The 18164-nt window shown below is 61.8% G+C and carries 20 protein-coding genes and 1 tRNA gene; 7 read left to right on the top strand and 14 right to left on the bottom strand.

Annotated features, from left to right (window positions below):
• Positions 1 to 104: 104 nt before the first annotated feature.
• Together J6525_RS09815 and J6525_RS09810 are read left to right on the top strand one after the other, a co-directional pair.
• On the top strand, positions 105 to 1073 hold the full coding sequence (locus J6525_RS09815; RefSeq protein ID WP_225163011.1) for a Bug family tripartite tricarboxylate transporter substrate binding protein: 969 nt from the start codon (positions 105 to 107) through the stop codon (positions 1071 to 1073).
• Positions 1074 to 1266: 193 nt separating this feature from the next.
• Positions 1267 to 1342, top strand: a tRNA-Ile gene (locus J6525_RS09810).
• Between the two features lie 325 nt (positions 1343 to 1667).
• On the opposite strand, the gene J6525_RS09805 is transcribed toward J6525_RS09810, so the two are convergent.
• The 13 genes from J6525_RS09805 to J6525_RS09745 form a co-directional block, all read right to left on the bottom strand.
• Entirely contained in the window at positions 1668 to 2846 is a 1179-nt protein-coding gene (locus J6525_RS09805; protein WP_225643985.1) for an NnrS family protein, read from the bottom strand.
• A gap of 695 nt (positions 2847 to 3541) precedes the next feature.
• Complete coding sequence (gene ccoS, locus J6525_RS09800) at positions 3542 to 3709, bottom strand: cbb3-type cytochrome oxidase assembly protein CcoS (protein ID WP_028340002.1); 168 nt, start codon at positions 3707 to 3709, stop codon at positions 3542 to 3544.
• Positions 3709 to 5895, bottom strand: coding sequence for a heavy metal translocating P-type ATPase (locus J6525_RS09795; protein ID WP_225643983.1), 2187 nt, complete (start codon positions 5893 to 5895; stop codon positions 3709 to 3711). The genes ccoS and J6525_RS09795 overlap by 1 nt, the downstream gene beginning before the upstream one ends.
• Positions 5896 to 5906: 11 nt before the next feature.
• Positions 5907 to 6407, bottom strand: coding sequence for a FixH family protein (locus J6525_RS09790; protein WP_225643981.1), 501 nt, complete (start codon positions 6405 to 6407; stop codon positions 5907 to 5909).
• Positions 6408 to 6422: 15 nt separating this feature from the next.
• On the bottom strand, positions 6423 to 7880 hold the full coding sequence (ccoG, locus tag J6525_RS09785; protein ID WP_225643979.1) for a cytochrome c oxidase accessory protein CcoG: 1458 nt from the start codon (positions 7878 to 7880) through the stop codon (positions 6423 to 6425).
• Positions 7881 to 7974: 94 nt separating this feature from the next.
• Entirely contained in the window at positions 7975 to 8847 is an 873-nt protein-coding gene (gene ccoP, locus J6525_RS09780; protein WP_225643978.1) for a cytochrome-c oxidase, cbb3-type subunit III, read from the bottom strand.
• 6 nt (positions 8848 to 8853) lie between these two features.
• Positions 8854 to 9018, bottom strand: coding sequence for a cbb3-type cytochrome c oxidase subunit 3 (locus J6525_RS09775; protein WP_225163006.1), 165 nt, complete (start codon positions 9016 to 9018; stop codon positions 8854 to 8856).
• A gap of 10 nt (positions 9019 to 9028) precedes the next feature.
• Positions 9029 to 9763, bottom strand: a complete 735-nt coding sequence (ccoO, locus tag J6525_RS09770; RefSeq protein WP_018268767.1) for a cytochrome-c oxidase, cbb3-type subunit II — start codon at positions 9761 to 9763, stop codon at positions 9029 to 9031.
• A gap of 8 nt (positions 9764 to 9771) precedes the next feature.
• On the bottom strand, positions 9772 to 11394 hold the full coding sequence (ccoN, locus tag J6525_RS09765; RefSeq protein ID WP_376708469.1) for a cytochrome-c oxidase, cbb3-type subunit I: 1623 nt from the start codon (positions 11392 to 11394) through the stop codon (positions 9772 to 9774).
• A gap of 26 nt (positions 11395 to 11420) precedes the next feature.
• On the bottom strand, positions 11421 to 11918 hold the full coding sequence (locus tag J6525_RS09760) for a hypothetical protein (protein ID WP_225643974.1): 498 nt from the start codon (positions 11916 to 11918) through the stop codon (positions 11421 to 11423).
• A 112-nt stretch (positions 11919 to 12030) separates the two neighbouring features.
• Positions 12031 to 12258, bottom strand: coding sequence for a hypothetical protein (locus J6525_RS09755; protein ID WP_225643972.1), 228 nt, complete (start codon positions 12256 to 12258; stop codon positions 12031 to 12033).
• A gap of 224 nt (positions 12259 to 12482) precedes the next feature.
• Positions 12483 to 12692: a hypothetical protein gene (locus J6525_RS09750; RefSeq protein ID WP_225643970.1), complete on the bottom strand. Its 210-nt coding sequence runs from the start codon at positions 12690 to 12692 to the stop codon at positions 12483 to 12485.
• Positions 12689 to 13438, bottom strand: a complete 750-nt coding sequence (locus J6525_RS09745) for a CBS domain-containing protein (protein ID WP_225644112.1) — start codon at positions 13436 to 13438, stop codon at positions 12689 to 12691. The genes J6525_RS09750 and J6525_RS09745 overlap by 4 nt, the downstream gene beginning before the upstream one ends.
• Positions 13439 to 14012: 574 nt before the next feature.
• On the opposite strand from J6525_RS09745, the gene J6525_RS09740 reads away from it, so the two are divergent.
• The 4 genes from J6525_RS09740 to fixJ all read left to right on the top strand — a co-directional run bounded on the left by J6525_RS09740 (position 14013) and on the right by fixJ (position 16744).
• Positions 14013 to 14369, top strand: coding sequence for a hypothetical protein (locus tag J6525_RS09740; protein ID WP_225643967.1), 357 nt, complete (start codon positions 14013 to 14015; stop codon positions 14367 to 14369).
• A gap of 1 nt (position 14370) precedes the next feature.
• Complete coding sequence (locus tag J6525_RS09735) at positions 14371 to 14598, top strand: hypothetical protein (protein ID WP_225643965.1); 228 nt, start codon at positions 14371 to 14373, stop codon at positions 14596 to 14598.
• Between the two features lie 110 nt (positions 14599 to 14708).
• Positions 14709 to 16139, top strand: a complete 1431-nt coding sequence (locus J6525_RS09730; RefSeq protein WP_225643963.1) for a PAS domain S-box protein — start codon at positions 14709 to 14711, stop codon at positions 16137 to 16139.
• Entirely contained in the window at positions 16136 to 16744 is a 609-nt protein-coding gene (gene fixJ, locus J6525_RS09725) for a response regulator FixJ (protein WP_225643961.1), read from the top strand. The genes J6525_RS09730 and fixJ overlap by 4 nt, the downstream gene beginning before the upstream one ends.
• A 435-nt stretch (positions 16745 to 17179) precedes the next feature.
• On the opposite strand, the gene J6525_RS09720 is transcribed toward fixJ, so the two are convergent.
• A complete protein-coding gene (locus tag J6525_RS09720; RefSeq protein ID WP_225643958.1) occupies positions 17180 to 17431 on the bottom strand; it encodes a hypothetical protein in 252 nt (83 codons plus the stop codon).
• 198 nt (positions 17432 to 17629) lie between these two features.
• Between J6525_RS09720 and J6525_RS09715 the strand changes: the two genes are divergently transcribed.
• A complete protein-coding gene (locus J6525_RS09715; protein ID WP_225643956.1) occupies positions 17630 to 17878 on the top strand; it encodes a hypothetical protein in 249 nt (82 codons plus the stop codon).
• Positions 17879 to 18164: the final 286 nt, after the last annotated feature.

Genomic DNA, 18164 nt, shown 5'->3' with positions numbered 1-18164 from the left:
TTCCACGTGAGCGCGACTATCGTCGCACGGGCGACGTCGTAGGCAAAGCCAGCGTTTTGTGAAACGATGCCGGCAACAGTCACAAGAAAATGACGGGAGAGACGATGATCCGGTTCGCGCGTGTCGCCTTGCTTGGTTTGATTTGCTGCCTCGCCTCGATTGCCCCCTCATCCGCATCCGACTATCCGAACCGCCCGGTGCGCTGGGTGATCGGGTTTGCCGCCGGCGGTCCGGTCGACATCGTCGCCCGCATCATGAGCCAGTGGCTGTCGGATCATTTCGGCCAGCAATTCATCGTCGAGAACCGCACCGGATCGGGCGGCAACATCGCCGCCGCGGCCGCGATCAACTCGCCCGCTGACGGCTATACGCTGCTGTTCGTCGCACCCAACAACGCGATCTCGACCTCGCTCTACAAGAAGCTGCCGTTCGACTTCCTGCGCGATACGACCCCGGTCGCGAGCATCATGCAGCTCACCAACATGCTGGTGGTGTCGAACGCGATGCCGGTGAAGACCGTCCAGGAGTTCATCGACTACTGCAAGGCCAATCCCGGCAAGATCTCCTATGCCTCGTCGGGCAACGGCACCTCGGTGCACATGTCGGCCGAGCTGTTCAAGGCGATGACCAAGTGCGACATGCTGCATGTGCCGTACCGGGGATCCGCGATCGCCTTCCCCGACATCATCTCCAACAAGGTGCAGTTGATCTTCGACAATCTGCCGTCGGCGCTGGAGCAGGCCCGCGGCGGCAACGTCCGCGCGCTCGGCGTCACCTCGCCGAAACGCTGGGCGAGCGTGCCCGACGTGCCGGCGATCGCCGAGACCGTGCCGGGATTCGAGGCGGTCGGCTTCTACGGCATCTCGGCGCCGAAGGGCACCCCGCCGGAAATCGTCGACGCGCTCAATGCGGCGGTGGGCGAAGCGCTGAAGGATCCCAAGCTCGTGGCGCGCCTTGCCGAGGTCGGCGGCATCCCGAAGCCGATGGCCCCGGCCGAATTCGGCAAGCTGGTGGCCGACGAGACCGAGAAATGGCGCAAAGTCGTCGAGTTTGCCGGCGTCTCGGTGGATTGAGGCGCCGGTCGCAAGGGAGACGGAGGGCCAGGCAGGATGGCTGCCGGCCGCTGTTCCAGCGATACCGGCCGCAAGACGTGGCCGGCCCGGCGGCGATGGCAGGGACGCGGGGGCGGCATTGCCGAAACCGCAGTCAGCCTGTAAACGGAGCCCGCACCGTTGCCGGCCGCGCCCCGCGGCCCGCAAGGCGGCGGGGCCTGTAGCTCAATGGTTAGAGCCGGCCGCTCATAACGGTCTGGTTGCAGGTTCGAGTCCTGCCGGGCCCACCAATGAGATCAATAGCTTACTTCGTTCTCGTTGCCCGCAGCGCGACGACCGCACCAGAAACCGCACCAGATACGTGCACCTTTCGTTCGTGCGCGGGTTCGAGTGCAACAGCCATCTGACGGTGTCAGACAGATCGTTTGGGTAGGCGGTGAGCGGACCAGTCCGGTCTCCCGCGTTGAGCCCCTCGGACAACTCTTCTCCGAACGTGAGAGCGACGAAGAGAACGCTCAGCGAGTGGACTGTCTTTGCGGCTGGACCGTAGTTCCAACCACGTTTTCCATCACTACCTCCTCCGCGCCCATGGTGAGCCTCTGACGGGCGGTGGCCTCAGAACCTGCGTGCGCGACACAGGGCGGGAGCATAGGACAGCGCGAATCCAAGAAACGCACCCGTCCATGCGATACCCGCGATCATCAACAGCGAGATCGAATAGGTTGGATCGACAGCCGCGCATATCCGCGCCAGCGCTGCGACGATGATCGAGGCGTAAACGGCCTGAGTGGTAGTGGATGCCGAAAGCTCCTGCCCCGTATGACCGAGCGACGCCCGTGTCATCACTGCGATCGTCATCGAACCGATCGCACCGCCGGTCCATGCATGGATTCCTGCGCTGGGGGCGACGAGGTCTAGCGAAGATAGCGCCGCCAGGAAAAAGCCGGCAGGCACGAACGCGTAGGCAACATGGAGGATCAGGACCAGTCGGTCCGATATCGTTCGATGGCCAGCCCAGCGAGCAAGGCGGATGACGTGGAGCACTCCAGCAACTCCCAGGGCGCCTGCGACCGCGCGACCGGAAGGAACCACAGCCCATGCACCCATCGCGCTCGCACCGATAGCGACCGCCGCCGCGTCGAATCGGCCGAAGGGAACAGGCAGCCGGCCCGGCTTCTGGCGCGAGAGCCAGTTGCGCGTAAAGCTCGGAACGATCCTCCCTCCGATCACGCAAATCAGCGTAACGACAAGACCAACACCGGCCCGCGCTGAATAGTCCGCAATGCCATTGAAATGTGCTTCGATATGGAAAGCGATGTTGGTGGCCGCAAGCAGCGATACGATGCCGACCAGTTTCAGATTGCCCCACTTTCGTCCAGCGATGATCTCGCGGGCGGCTGCGGCGGCGAGCAACAGCCAGAACGTAGCGTCGATCGCAAGCGCGAATTGCCAGCCGATGATGCCTGAGAATGTCGCGGCCAGTCTTCCGGCAAGCCAGATGGCGAACAGAGCGCCGAGCGGACCGCCCTGGATCGGGAGGCGCCCTGTCCAGTTCGGAACGGCGGTCAGGAGGAAACCTGCTATCACCGCACCCACGTAACCGAACAGCATCTCATGCACGTGCCAGTCCCGTGGCGCCAACGCGGTTGGAAGGCTGACATCCCCATAGAAAACCGCCATCCACAATGGAACGATTGCGCCGGCGTAGATGGCGCCGAACAGAAAGAACGGCCGAAAGCCGTAGGAGAACAGCGCTGGGCCCCGATAACCCGTTAAGCTCTGCATCGTCGCCATGGACGTCTTCCTTGTTCAGCGGATGTCAGCGATATCTGGCACGATACTGCGCGATGAGAGTTAATCGCGTCGCCGCGGGTCTTGAGTTGATCTCCGTCAACCCGGCCGGTAACGCTCCGTGGCGTTTGCTCCGGATTTCCTTTGCCGTGGGCACCTCAAGAATATGCAGCTCTCCCGCTTGGTGGATTGTGCTGCGTCAACGGCCCCCTCGCCGTCCGCACCGCAGACTTTGAGCCACGTCAATCGCGTGACCTGCTACACGTGCGACAAAGCGGAACATCGACCGGAGGCTTGCGTGCGCCACACATTCACATCATGGTTTCGCCGGCTCACCCTTTTGGGATGGCACGACATCGCGTCGGCGCCATTCGGTTGCGTGATCGAGCTTGCAATAATTGATGGCGAACGTCAGCCGCTCGGCGTCCCCTGCATCCGCCACACCGAGGGGTGGCTGGACGCCGCCACGATGCAGCCTGTTACCGTGTCGGCGACACACTGGCGCCATTGGCAGCCTGACGTGCTTCCGACGTGCTGCTGCTGACGATGGCGCGGTTTGGCGTCATCAACCGACTGGTCTCGGTCCTGCTCCTGTGGTCGCGGACACCGCGATTGCGGCAGACAGACTGGACACTGGTGCTTGCGCTCGCCTGCACGGCGCTCACGATCGCATCGGCGGCTTCATTGCTGTACTTTCATTACTTGGACCGGCCTTGACCACTGACGGGCTCATCGTCGGTGATGGCACGCCAGGCTGCGCCATCGAGGTCGTCATACTGTCCACTCTTGAGTGACCAGAGAAAGCCGAGCAGCCCGGCAAAGCCAAGCGCGAGCGCTAACGGGACCAGAATGACCAGAACTTCCATCAGGCCGCTTCCCTCGTTCGTGCTCGCAGTGCATTGAACATCACGATCACTGAAGAGCCTGACATGGCCGCGGCGGCGATCAGCGGCGTGACTAGGCCGGCGATCGCGATCGGTACCGCCAGCACGTTGTAGACGACAGCAAGCCAGAGATTTTGCCGCATCAGCCGCAGCGCCTTGCGCGACACCTTTACCGCTGCCAGCACCGGCGCAAGACGCTCGCCAAGAAAGACCGCATCGGCGATCGCTTGACTCATGTGCGTGGCCGTAACGGGCGACATCGAAGCGTGTGCCGCAGCAAGAGCCGGCGCATCGTTCAGGCCATCGCCGACCATCAGAACTTTGCAGCCCCGGCGCGCCAGCTCGTCGATCCGGTCGATCTTGTCGACCGGAGACACCTCGGCGCGCCATTCATGCACGCCGAGCACTTCGGCCGTCAGCCGGACCGCAGGTTCGCGATCCCCGGACACGATCTCGACGGCGATGCCCATGCGCGCCAGCCCTGCCACCACCTCGGCCGCGTCCGGCCGTAGCCTCTGCCGGACTGCGAAGGCATATTTGCTCTCGCCGTGGCTGAATGCGACGACGGAAGCCTCCGGATCGCCGCACAGAATCTCGTTGGCCAAGTTGTCCGCGCCACAGAATGACGGGCGGCCCAGCCGGATCGGACGCCCCTCAAGAAAGCCGTGCACGCCCTGGCCTGGTTCTTCCTGGATGTCGGGCAACGGTGAGGCGACGCCCGCCCTGCGCGCAACGGCGGCAGCGACCGGATGACGGCTCGAGAGTGCCAGCCGGCCTGCAATCTTCAAGACATCGTCTGGAATGTCCGCGAGATTGGCGACATCAAGCTCGGGCAGCGTCAACGTCCCTGTCTTGTCGAAGATCACCCGATCGATCTCAGCGATACGCTCGATCGCATCGCCGGCGTTGAGCAGCACACCTGAACTGAACAGCGCACCGGATGCAACGGTCTGCACGGCCGGAACGGCAAGCCCCAGCGCACAGGGACAGGTGATGATCAGGACCGCAATCGCGGTCACGATCGAATCGTGAAAACTCGCGCCATAGGCCAACCAGCCGAGCATCGCGAGAAATGCGGTCGCGTGGACCATGGGGGCATAGAGCCTCGATGCCCGCTCCGCCAGGCGAAGGTAGCGCGAGCGCGCCTGCAGCGCGTGATCGAGCAGCCGGGATATTTCGTCGAGCAACGTGCCGCCCGAAGCCGCGGACGCGCGGATGCGCAATGTGCCTGAACGGACCAGAGTGCCGGCGAACACCGCACTGCCGGGCGTGGCTATCGCCGGTAAGGTTTCGCCCGTGATCAGGCTCTGATCGACCTCCGAGCGACCCTCGATCACATTGCCATCGACCGCGCAGCGCTCTCCGGGCCGCAGCAGAACGATGTCGCCGGGGCGGATCGCGGCTGCCGGGACTGTTTTGATCTCGGTCGGACCGACGAACTTCGTCGCCGTCTCCGCCTTGAGGGCAGCCAGGTTGCCGGCAAAGGCGCGAGTGCGCCGCTGCATGTTCTGGTCGAGATAACGACCGGCAAGCAGAAACGCGATCAGCATGATCGCGGCATCGAAATAGGCATGTTCGGCGTGGTTTACGGTCTCGATCACCGAGGTCGCCAGCGCGAGCACGATGCCGATGCTGATCGGCACGTCCATGTTGACGCCGCGCGCCCGCAGCGCTGACAACGCCGACGAGAAGAAGGGCTGCGCCGAGTAAGCGGCCGCCGGCAGCACGATCAGCGCCGACAGCCAGTGGAAGAAGTCGCGCTGCTCCGGCAGCATGTCGGAGACGTTGCCGGACCATACCGGGACCGACAGCATCATGACGTTCATCGCCGCAAAGGCGGCGACACCCAATCGGCGCAACAGGGCTTGCGCACGCCGGGCTTCCTGGGTTTCGGCATCATTCCGCTCGAAGGGATAGGCCTTGTAGCCGAGCTCCGCGAGACGGCTTACGAACAGCGCCGGGTCAAGAGCACCCGCCTTCCATTCCAGTGCAAGGCGACTGTTCGTCAGGTTCACGCGGGCCGAGGTGACGTCCGGTATGGTTGACAAATTGCGCTCGATCTTGGCCATGCAGCCCGCGCAATTGATGCCTTCGACTGCGAGATCGAGATGGATGAGCCCGACGCCCGTGCTCTTCAGATAGTGAGAGAAGTCGATATCCGCCTGCATAGGATCCACCTTCAGTTCAGCTGGATTCGATTCTTCGACAGGAACATGCGGCCGCCGTCAGCGTCGCCCTCTATGACGAGGTCCCACTGCCCCGCGGCGACGCCCTCGGCGCGGCCGCTATAGCTCCCACCCTCGGCCTCGGTGATCTCGATCGCCCGGTCTGCGCGATGATCGATCGGCCGCTCGAGCCGAGCGAGGAAACTCAGTCCCGTCAGCGGCGCTCCGGCGTGGTCACGCGCCTCCAGCGCGATTGCAGCGCTGCCGTCAGGCCGCCGGTCGATATGCGCCCGGACCCGCCAGTCGCGTTCGTTCTGCTGTCTGGCCGCGTCGATCTCGCGCTGATAGGCGAGGCTGGCGCTGTATGCGCTGTCGACCTCGGTGCCCGGAAGAGTCGTAATGGCAAGGCGCATCATGACCATGTTCACGCTGATGACGACGGCAAAGAAAGCGACCGTCGTGACCAGGACGAAACGTCCGGTGATAGGTCGCGCGGCTTGACTTGAGACTGCCATGATGAAATTCCGTGCTTAGGGAAGGACGAAGTGGTCGGTCGCGGAGGCGACCTCTCCGAGACCGATATCAGTGACGCGGAATGTGACCGGCACCGACTTTTCCGCTTTTTCATCGAACGGCGTCGTCACCAGCACGCGCAGTTCGGTGGTGGTGTCACGCGCAAGAACGATCATCGGCCGATCTGGCGTCACGGAGTCCGCACCGATGACGTGTAGCTTCGCTTCGGCGGGTCCATCGACATCGATCGCGATCACACGATCAAAACCGCGCTTGTTTAGGAAGCGCAGTGTGTATCCATTGCGGATCGCGCCGTCGCTGAGACGCACCGCGATCGGATTGCGGTCGTGCAGCACGTTGACGTCGAGCAGGGTTCGCGACATCAACGCGTAAAGCATCACGGCGCAGACTACGGTGATCAGGCTGGCGTAGACGACGGTACGGGCGCGAACGGGCTTGAAAATCTCCTGCTTGCCGGCGACGCGCCGCTGAACGTTGATATCGTTATCGTACCCGATCAGGCCGGTCTTGCGGCTGACCTTGGTCATGACGGCGTCACAGGCATCGATGCACAGGCCGCACTGGATGCAGCCAAGCTGCGCGCCATCGCGAATGTCGATCCCGGTCGGGCACACGGCAACGCACTGGTTGCAATCGATACAATCGCCGGCCTTCTCGCCGAGCGAGCGAATGTCGAACGCCTTCTTGACCGAGCAACGCGGCTCACCGCGATCGTATTTGTATGTGACGTTGAGTGCCCATTCGTCGGTCAGTGCGGCCTGAATCCGCGGCCACGGGCACATATAGACGCAGACCTGCTCGCGCATATAGCCGGCCAGCAAATAGGTCGACGCGGTCAGCATCGCGATCCAGACATAGGCGACCGCCGGCGCCTGAAAAGTCGCAAGATCGCGCACCAGGGTCGGCGCATCGGCGAAGTAGAGCACCCAGGCGCCACCGGTCCACCAAGCGATCATCAGCCAGATTGCATGCTTCAATGCACGGCGACCGGCGCGCTTTGCGGTCATTGGGCCAGCGTCGGCCTTGATCTGGGCGCGGCGGTCACCTTCGACCAGCCGCTCGACCGCATAGAAAAGATCCGTCCAGACCGTCTGCGGGCAGAGATAGCCGCACCAGATCCGGCCACCCAGTGCGTTCATCAGAAACAAGGCGAGAGCCGCGAGCACCAAAAGGCCAGTGAAATAGTAGATTTCCTGCGGCCACAGCTCAATGAAGAAGAAATAGAAGCGTCGGTTTGGAAAATCGATCAGGACCGCCTGGTCGGGCGCGCCGAGGCCCCGATGCCAGCGCACGAAGGGTAGCAGGTAGTAGACGCCGAGACAGATGGCCATCAGCCGCCATTTGATCGAACGGAATCGGCCGGAGACGCTCTGCGGGAAAACCTTCTTGCGAGGCGCGTAAAGCGGCCCATTGTCGTCGGCTATGAGTTCATCAGGCGGCACGGGCTTGTTCATGGGTTGCTCGAATGAGGCTCTCATTGAAACCTACATCCCCGCACCATGTCCGGGTTTGACTTCGGTCAATCATCCCCGCCGCCCTCGCGGCGGGCTACTTGCCGCCGCCTAATGAGTGCACATAGACCGCCAGCGCCTTGACGGTGACAGGATCCAGCCGACCGACCCAGGCCGGCATGACCCCGGCGCGGCCGTTGGCGATGGTCTCAACCAGAGTCTCCTCGTCGGATCCATAGAGCCAGATATGATCGGCCAGGTTCGGCGCACCCAGCTCCGGGTTGCCCTTGCCGTTGTCACCGTGGCAGCTGGTGCAATTCTCAGTGAACAGCTTCATTCCGGCCGCGGCGTCGAATTTCGGCGCGGTGGAAAGGCCGGAAAGCGAGCGCACATAGTTCGCGACCGTGACGATCTCCTCCTTCTTGAGAATGCCGTCGCGGCCGAATGCCAGCATCTGCCCTTCATGGGTCTTTGCGTGTCCTGACCGTGCACCGAACTGGATCGTCTGCATGATCTGGTCAAGCGAGCCGCCCCACAGCCAGTCGTCGTCGTTCAGGTTCGGATAACCCTTCGCGCCGGCGCCGCCGCTGCCGTGGCACGGCGCGCAATTGTCGGCGAACACGGTCTTGCCGCGGGCACGCGCCAGCGCCAGCAGCGCCGGATCCTTCTCGATGACGGCCAGCGACGCGTTGCCGAGCACCGCCATCTTCTCGCCGCGCAGCTTTTCCAGATCGGCCAGGTCGGTCGTGACGCTCGCGCGGGTAGAATACTGGAACAGACCGGTGGTGTAGCCCGACACCAGCGGCCAAGCCGGATAGACGACCCAGTAACCGATCGCCCAGATGATCGTTGCATAGAATGTCAGGACCCACCACCGCGGCAGCGGCGTGTTCAGTTCCTTGATGCCGTCCCACTCATGACCGGTCGTGCTGCGACCGGAAACACGGTCGATCTCATTGTGCTCGCTCATGATCAGTCAGTCCTCCCGCAGCGGCATCCGGGCTGCAGCATCGAAGAGAGATTTGTTGCGGGGCCAAAGCGCGTAGACGACGATGGCGATGAAGATTCCGACGAAGATCGGGGTCCAGAGTGTACCGACCAGGCTCGACGCGAAATTCTCGACGTGAATGATCGCTTTCATGCTTGCGGCCTCAGCGCAGATTGGCTTTTTCGTTGTAGAGCTTGAAGTCGACGAGCGTGCCGAGCATCTGAAGATAGGCGATCAGGGCGTCGAGCTCGGTCGGATTGCCGGCCTTGCCGTCGAAGTTGCGGACCAGGGCCTTCGGATAGCGCTTCTGAAACGGATCGGAGCCGGGGCTGTCGGGATCGACCTGCGCTTTGAGATCGGCGACCGCGTTGGCGATCTGCTCGTCGGTATAGGGTACGCCGACCGCGCGATTCGTCCGCAGATGAGCCGCGACGTCGGACGGATCGAGTTCCGTCTTCGCGAGCGACGGGTACCCGGGCATCACCGACTGCGGAACGATCGAGCGCGGATTGATCAGGTGAGTGACGTGCCAATCATCGGAGTACTTGCCGCCGACCCGCGCAAGATCCGGTCCGGTGCGCTTGGAGCCCCACTGGAATGGATGGTCGTACATGCTCTCGGCCGCGAGCGAATAGTGGCCATAGCGCTCGACCTCGTCACGCAACGGGCGGATCATCTGCGAGTGGCAGAGATAGCAGCCCTCGCGGACATAGATGTTGCGGCCGGCGAGCTCGAGCGGCGTATAGGGCCGCACGCCGTCGACCGCCTCGATCGTGCTCTTCAGATAGAACAGCGGCGTGATCTCGACCAGCCCGCCGATCGCAATGACGACGAGAATGCCGGCGATCAGGATGATAGAGTTCTTCTCAAAGATCTTGTGTCGATTCCAGATGGACATTGCGTGACCTATTCGGCAGGCTGGAGAGCGCCGGCGCCCTCGATTTCGCTGGCCTGGCCGGCATTGACCGTCATCCAGAGATTGAAGGCCATGATCAGGGCGCCGACCAGGAACAGCGCGCCGCCCGCTGCGCGAATGATGTAGAAGGGGTGCATGGCCTCGACAGATTCGATGAAGGAGTATTCGAGGAAGCCGAGCGAGGTGTAGGCACGCCACATCAGGCCTTGCAGGATTCCCGACACCCACATCGCGGAAATGTAGAGCACGATGCCGATGGTTGAGATCCAGAAGTGCCAGTTGACCAACTTCAGGCTGTAGAGCTGGCGATTCCACAGCCAGGGGATCAGGCAGTAGAGCGCGCCGAAGGAGACGAATCCGACCCAGCCCAATGCGCCGGAATGCACATGGCCGATGGTCCAATCGGTATAGTGGCTCAACGAGTTGACCACCTTGATCGACATCATCGGGCCTTCGAAGGTCGACATGCCGTAGAAGGCGACCGACACCACCATCATGCGCAGCACGGGATCGGTGCGCAGCTTGTCCCACGCTCCCGACAGCGTCATCAGGCCGTTGATCATGCCGCCCCAGGACGGCATCCAGAGCATGATCGAGAACGTCATGCCGAGCGTCTGCGCCCAGTCCGGCAGCGCCGTGTAGTGCAGATGATGCGGGCCGGCCCAAATGTAGAGGAAGATCAGCGCCCAGAAATGGATGATCGAAAGCCGGTATGAATAGACCGGACGCTCCGCCCGCTTCGGAATGAAGTAGTACATGATCGCCAGGAAGCCGGCGGTCAGGAAGAACCCAACCGCATTGTGGCCGTACCACCACTGGAACATCGCATCCTGCACACCGCCCCAGGCGATGTAGGACTTGGAGCCGAGGAAGGAAACCGGCAGCGCGGGATTGTTGCCGAGATGCAGCACCGCGATCGTGATGATGAACGCCAGGTAGAACCAGTTGGCGACGAAGATATGCGGCTCCTTGCGCCTCACCAGCGTCATCAGAAACACGAGCAGATACGTCACCCAGACGATCGTCAGCCAGAAGTCGGCATACCATTCCGGCTCGGCGTATTCCTTCGACTGGGTCACGCCGAGCAGGTAGCCGGTGCCGGCAATCAGGATGAAGAAGTTGTAGCCGACCACGACGAACCAGGGCGACAGGTCGCCTGCAAGGCGAGTGCGGCAGGTCTTTTGCACGACATAAAACGACGTTGCGATCAGGACGTTGCCGCCGAACGCGAAGATGACGGCCGACGTATGCAGCGGCCGCAGGCGGCCGAATGTCGTCCAAGGCAGATCGAAATTAAGCGCCGGCCAGGCCAGCTGCATGGCAATGATCAGACCCACAGTGAAACCCGCGATGCCCCAGAACATCGCCATGGCGGACGCGAACTTAATCGGACCAAGGTTGTAATTGGGGCGCCCGCCGATCTCCGCCGGTGGCAATTCTGCAGGACGGTCAAGGTAGCGATTGCCGATCATGACCACGGAGATCAGGCTGGCGGCACAAGCAAGCGACGCGTGAAAACTGAACGCCGCATCGTGCCCCATCGCCGCGCCCAGAAAGCTAACGAAGGCAAAAGCCGCAAGTGCCGACGTCAAGCCGGCTTCGCCCATCGTCATCGACTTTGAAACGGAAGATGGACTTGTCATGTGGAAGCTTTCTTTGGATGCGGTGGCGTCATGGAGACCACAATCTCGCCGCCAGCTACTTGATCGGCATCAATTCCTGCGCCATGCCGCGCGCCGCCGGCGCCGCGGCTCAGCGCCGTCAGGGTCAGTTCATTCGGACAGTATCGTGCAGGACTGGCCCGCCTTTCCCGCGCGAGATCCGCGGCGCAGCGGGCCTTCTCCTGGCACAGACCGCACACTCGCTGCAGATCACGCAACACATCGCAATGGGACGAAGCGAGCGTCTGCTCGGACAACCCTGCATGCTCGAGACGCTTGCTGAGCAACTCCGGCGAACCTTGCTCGCGGGCAAGCGCACGAAGGTCCGACGTCGACAGATTGAGCTCGTGAGCGATCTCGTCGACCTCCCTGGCGGTCAACAGATCCAATTCGTGTCGACGCGCAAGAAACGCTCGCAAGCGCGCGAGAAGATTCTCGAATTGCGGCGAGCTATTGCCAGCTGATCGGTCGGTCATTTCTCACCCCCTTTTGGCTCTCCACCTCTAGCCGAAGGACCCGATTGTCGATTTGATACCGATCAAGCACGCGATATCGCGGCAATCGATCGCGACGGCCGCCCAAGGGGCGCTAGCCGCCCCAGGCCGACGGCAAAGCCGGCGGCGTTCGAAGCTCCATGGAATCGGCAAAGATCGTCCAGTCGCGGACGCCCTTCTGTCTGCAGAAGTCGGCCTCGGCCAGCTGTGCAGCCGCGGAAAGCGAGATAGCGTCAACCTTGAACGCTGCTTGGCAGGCGCGATGTTCGTGGCCGGTATCGTCGCAAACCGTTTTGATGAAACGAACGTCAAATGATGTCATGGCACCCTCGCTTGGGCTGATTCCTTTGCTCATGCTGCCATTGGCGCGAGACGCCCGTATTGATCTGCCGCAACGGAATGCTCTGAGGCGCGGCTGTCCTATTGTAGAGGATATCGAAAGCGAGCAGAGCCTTGAACGTCCTCGACCGCCAGGAACACGAGCGACGAGCCTTTCGCGACGTCTGGCTCTCATCATCGGGCACTGAGACCAGACCGGACGAGGTGCTATTTGTGGTGAGATATCCAGTCCGCGGATGACGGCCGGACTGCCGGTATTGACGTCGTCTTGCCGTTGACGGTCCATCCTGCGGCAGTGACCGCGAAGCCCACGATTACAAAGATCGTCATCAATGTTGCGGCGAAGCCCACGACATCGGCGCTGACCACCGCAGTCGCGATCAGCGGGATCAGAATGATTGCGGGGCGAACGATCATCCTGCCGTTTCCTTTGCTGCTTTCGCTGCAGCTGCTCGTTCGTCTTCCGCGGATTGGATATAGAAGCCGGAATAGGTGTCGATGCAGCACAGATGATCGTGCACTTCCTTGACGCCGGCGACATTCTCCGCGGCGACAATCGCAGCCTGCCTCGCCCGCTCGTCCGTGATGACCCCACGGAGGTGCACCTCGCCGTTGCGCACCGAGACCTGCAGCCCGAGCGGACACCAATTTGCACCGTCGAGGACCCGCACGATGCGATCGTGGATGTGCTTGTCATCCGCCGTAGGATCCTGGATCTGGTGCGCGATAGACGCGACTGCCCGCAGCAGATCGGCACGTGTCACGAGGCCAACGAGGCGCCCCTCGCGCATCACCGGCAGCCGTTTGACCCCCATCTTCTCCATGAGATCGACCAGATCAGGTAAAGGCGCTTCTTCCGTCACGGTGACGGGATCACACGACATGATCTCTCCGACCTTCCGCCCGCGCTCGTGGACAAAGTCCGCGGCTGCATAGCCGGGGCCGAGAAGGAACTGAAGCCAGCGGCTACGCCGGCGTTGCGTGCCGATCTCGCTTCGCCGCAGTAAGTCGCTCTCCGACAGGATTCCGACCAGTCTTCCAGCCGAATCGACCACCGGCAGGCCGCTGACATGGTGATCCATCATCAACTTCGCGGCCTCGATAATGGAGGTCTCGGTTCCAACAGTAATGAGATGTCTCGCCATGATCTGATGTGCGCGCATTGCCGCTCTCCTTTCAACGCCCGCACCAAGCTCGCACATGATCGGCCCGTTCATCTTGATCCTTCTCAATGCCCGCGCTAGTCGGGAATCAAGGCGCCACGACCGAAGATATTGGCAGTTAGTCAGGAGAACAAAATCCTTGGTCGGCACCATCGCCGTCGCCCGTTCTAGGCCGCCGGCGCCGCCTCGACCGTGCACCGGATTTTTGACGTGCATCAATGCGGCACGGCGCGTCCAGCCAGACGATGTCGTTCCGTCAGGATTGTGCAAATGGCAGACAGAACGGCTTTACGCCCCATTATCTTCTCGTGTCCGACTACTGGTGATCGCGTCCAAGGCCTGCTTCCCGATGACGCGTCCGGACCTCTGACTGACGATCTGCATTCGATCTCCTGCGACGCTTGTGATGGCATCCACTTCATCAACTTGCGAACCGGCGCAGTCGTCGATCCCAAGCGCGGCTAACTCGATCACCGGAGCCGTGCGATCCGGAAAGCTATCGAGTTGACGCACATCAACACGCAAGTGCGGGACGTGTGGAAAGAAACGCCTTCCTCAACGAAGGAGGTTGAACATGACAGACCACAGCGAAGCCCGTCCCGTCTCCGACGCCATCCAGAGCTATGCGAAGCGCGCGATGGCCGTCCAGTCGGAATTCTCGGAGAAACTGGTCGAGGCAAACCGGCACTGGTTCGAGCAGATGCAAATCGAAGCGAACGAGGCCTGGGAACTCTTCCGCAGGTTCAATTCCACCGCCTCGGTCGCCGAGAAGATCACAGCGCTGCAGGACTGGGCCAAGGGCGTTACCGCGCGTAGCGCCAACGACGCGACGTACGCGATCGAGACCGCGCGTTCCCTGGGCACGATCGAGCTGAACCTGTTTGCACGAAAGACCAGCAGTGTCGACGAGGCTGCTCAGAAGGCCGCCTGACATGCCGGCACCCGACGCTCCAGAGCGCCCAAGGGCCGGCGTCGGCGAGACATGGAAGGGGGTCGCGACAGCCCCCTTCGATCGAGACCTTGAACTCGCCGTCATCGAAGGTAACGCTATTCACAAGCTCGTCTTCCCCTGCCGCCGCATCCTGGGCGGCTGGATGAAGGCGGGGACCGCCGAACGCATCCTGGTGCAGCCGACGCATTGGCGCGCTTGGGGCAAATGAGCAGATTCCTGGTCAAGGTCGCCGAAGACGAGCCTATCAGAGCGACGGTTGGCTTCAGGTACCTGAACGTTGTACTGTCGAAGTGGATTTGAGGGCTTTGCCGGGGGAATATGTCCGACCGCATCTGGTACCGCTATGGCACTGCCGCGGCAGCGGCCGCGCTCGTATTCGCGGTGCGCGCGGGGCTCGATAACTATCTCGAAGACCGGACCTTCACGATCATCTTTGTCCCCGCCGTGCTGTTTGCCGCGTTCGCCGGCGGCCGCGGTCCGGCGATCCTCACCACTCTGCTCTGCCTCGTCATCAGCGCCAAATTCCTCGGCAGGAGCCTGGTCACTGAACCTGCGAATCTGATCGATATCGCCTGTTTTGCTGTCCTCGGTCCGATCCTTGGCTTTATGGGTGACCGGCTACTGAAGGAGAGCGATCAGGCGCGAAATCGCCAGGCCCATCTGCAGTCGATCCTAGACACGGTCCCTGACGCGATGATTGTCATCGACGACCACGGCATTATTCGCTCCTTCAGCGCTGCAGCCGAGCGCCTGTTTGGCTGGAAAGCGGACCAGGTCGTCGGAACGAACGTTTCGAGTCTGATGCCACAGCCGTATCGCGGCGAGCACGACCGGTATCTCGAGCGATACCTTACGACCGGCGAACGGCGCATCATCGGCATCGGCCGCATCGTGGTCGGAGAACGAAGTGACGGCTCGACGTTTCCGATGGAGCTCGCCGTCGGCGAGGCTAAGGTACGCGGAGAACGCTTCTTCACCGGCTTTATCCGCGATCTCACCGAGCGTCGAGCGCAGGAACGGCGGCTTCAGGAGCTGCAGTCCGAGCTGGTTCATGTGTCACGATTGACCGCTATGGGTGAGATGGCGTCCTCAATCGCGCATGAGATCAACCAGCCGCTGTCAGCCATCACGAACTACATGCGCGGTGCGAAGGCGCTGCTGGCGTCGGAGATACCGGATGCTACCCGCATTCGGGATGCGCTCGAGCGGGCCGCGCAGCAAGCCCTACGGGCCGGCGACATCATCAAGCGTCTGCGCGAATTTGTCGCGAAGGGCGAGACCCAGCAGTCCCTGGAGAGCCCGGCCACCCTGCTCGAAGAGGCTGTCGCACTAGCGCTGCTCGGCGCCAAGGAGCAGGGCGTCCGGGTGGCGATCCGCAGCGACCGGGACATGCCCCCGATCATCGTCGACAAAATCCAGATTCAGCAGGTCGTGCTCAACCTGGTTCGCAACGCGATCGAGGCGATGGCCTCGGGCCCGCGCCGCGAATTGACCGTCGGCGTCGCCAACACCAACGGTGTTGCGACGTTCACTATCGCCGATACCGGCCCGGGCATTAGCCCCGATATCGCCGACCGTTTATTTCAGCCCTTTATCACGACCAAGGAGCATGGCATGGGCGTCGGCCTCTCGATCTGCCGGACCATCATCGAATCCCATGGCGGACGCATCGATGTGATGCCAAACGCTGGTGGCGGCACGGTCTTTCAGTTCATCCTCCCGTTCGCGGAGGACGGAGAAGAAGCATGACAACGCGGCGTACAATTCTCGTGATCGACGATGATCCAGCTATGCGGGATTCACTGGCCTTCCTTCTTGACGTCAACGGCTTTGCCGTAATCTCTTATGAGACGGCAACCGATTTTCTCGATCATCTCGCCGGCAGAACAGTCGACTGCATTGTATCTGATATCCGTATGCCGGGCATGAGCGGCCTCGAATTGGTCCGCAAACTCAAGGCCGACGCAGTCGCATGTCCCGTCATTCTGATGACTGGCCATGGAGACGTCGCACTCGCGGTCGAGGCGATGAAGGCAGGCGCGATTGACTTCATCGAAAAACCGTTCGAGGACGAGGCGCTCTTGCGTGCAATCGGCGAAGCCTTGCAAATGCAGTCGGCGGCCCCCGCCGACGGTACGGTCAAGCGCGAGGCCGAGGCTCGCCTGGTGGATCTCTCGCCGCGCGAACGTGACGTTCTGCGGGGGCTCGTGGCGGGCAAGATCAACAAAGTGATCGCCCACGACCTTGGCATCAGCCCACGAACAGTCGAGGTTTACCGGGCTAACTTGATGGCCAAGACCAATGTGCGCAGCATGTCGGAATTGATGCGGATCGCGATCGCTGCCGGGCTCTAGACGCATGCTCCTCCTGCGCAAATACCAAGAGCCGGTTGAGTAAGGTGTCTCGACTCGCTCTGCCGCTGCCCGCGCAAGGCATCTGCCAGATTGCTTGCCTGGATAACAGCCAGTCCGGTCAACCCGCAAGAGCTGGGCTCAACAATTGCGTAGGTGCGCTGCGCAAGAGAGATCCTGAAATTCATCGCGTTTCGCCGACCGATTTGCTGCAAACGGGCTTCCCGATCTGACCTGGGCATGGGCGAAGCAATATGGGCTCGCCTGAGAGCGGCCGGCACAGACTATTGGGGCCGCGAGATTTAACTCGCGTACCCTCTCCTATCGGAATCCTGCAGCAGGGTTCTTCTTCGCATGGCGACGAGCAGGACGATCTATCGTCAATCCGTTGCAATGTTGCGTTCTGACGACAGGTGACGCCCGCAATGCGGGACGACGTCAATCGCCGATCAACGCTCGCGCATGCTGTCGCACGGCCGCGAGGCGACCGAGTAGCTGATCGTGCTGCTCTGCAGCTTCGTCCGGGGCCGCTCCGGCCGGACACACAGCGACCAAGCCGCTGATCTGGAGCAGTTGCAGTTCGAGCATCAATAGCAGCACTTGACGGACGGACCGACGAAAGTCCGCTCCGGACGCGACCTCTTCGTAGTTCGCCCGGTGCGATTCCGGAAAGTGCACGACGCTTCCCATCACCATGACCTAGTTTAGGTTCGGGAGGAGGAAGCCCAATGGCAAGCAAAGCTTCCTTTCGAGCCCAGGAACAACAACCAAGATGCACCTATTCCGCCTTGATCCGGATCAAACGAGGTGAGCTGAGGCGGATCAAGATAAGTGTTATCGCACAATGCTTTGCTGGGTGAAGTCAACCGAACGAGAAAAGGGGCATCAATGGACGAGATCACGCATTTCATTGCCCTTCCGTACGATCGGACCGATGGCGAACTCGTTCCGGGCCAGCAGGCCAAGTGCGCCAGCCCAGCCGCGGCGATTGAGCACGCCAAGAACTTATGGAAGACGTTCGGCCACGCGGGTGCTGCGGCAGTCGTCCGTACCGGCCATCCGGGCATGAAAACTACCGTGCTGCGGACATATGGGATGGTGCCAAACGACCTGGAGCAGGAACGGTTCTTTTCCTGACTCCCAGTAAAAATCAAACTTCTTGTTGCGCTAGCTCAAATCGTCGTCCGCCATAGCGTGCTTGAAGAGAACTATTCGGATGATCGACCTCTCCTCCCTGGGGTTGTATCGATATTCAATGCCCGGCTCTTGCCGGGCATCTTTTTGTCGAACACTGCGCCATATGCGTGAACCAGCGCTTAGTGGAGCTCGCCGCTCTGCCGGCAAGCCACGATCCTGCGGCCGCAAATGCGCAGGGCGAACAACGCATCGCCGCGAATGGGCAGTCCGGTCGATGTACTGATCA

Source organism: Bradyrhizobium australafricanum (assembly GCF_020329495.1).
Classification (GTDB): domain Bacteria; phylum Pseudomonadota; class Alphaproteobacteria; order Rhizobiales; family Xanthobacteraceae; genus Bradyrhizobium; species Bradyrhizobium australafricanum.
The sequence above is the reverse complement of the archived record's forward strand: the minus strand, read 5'-3'. Positions and strand labels throughout refer to the sequence as shown.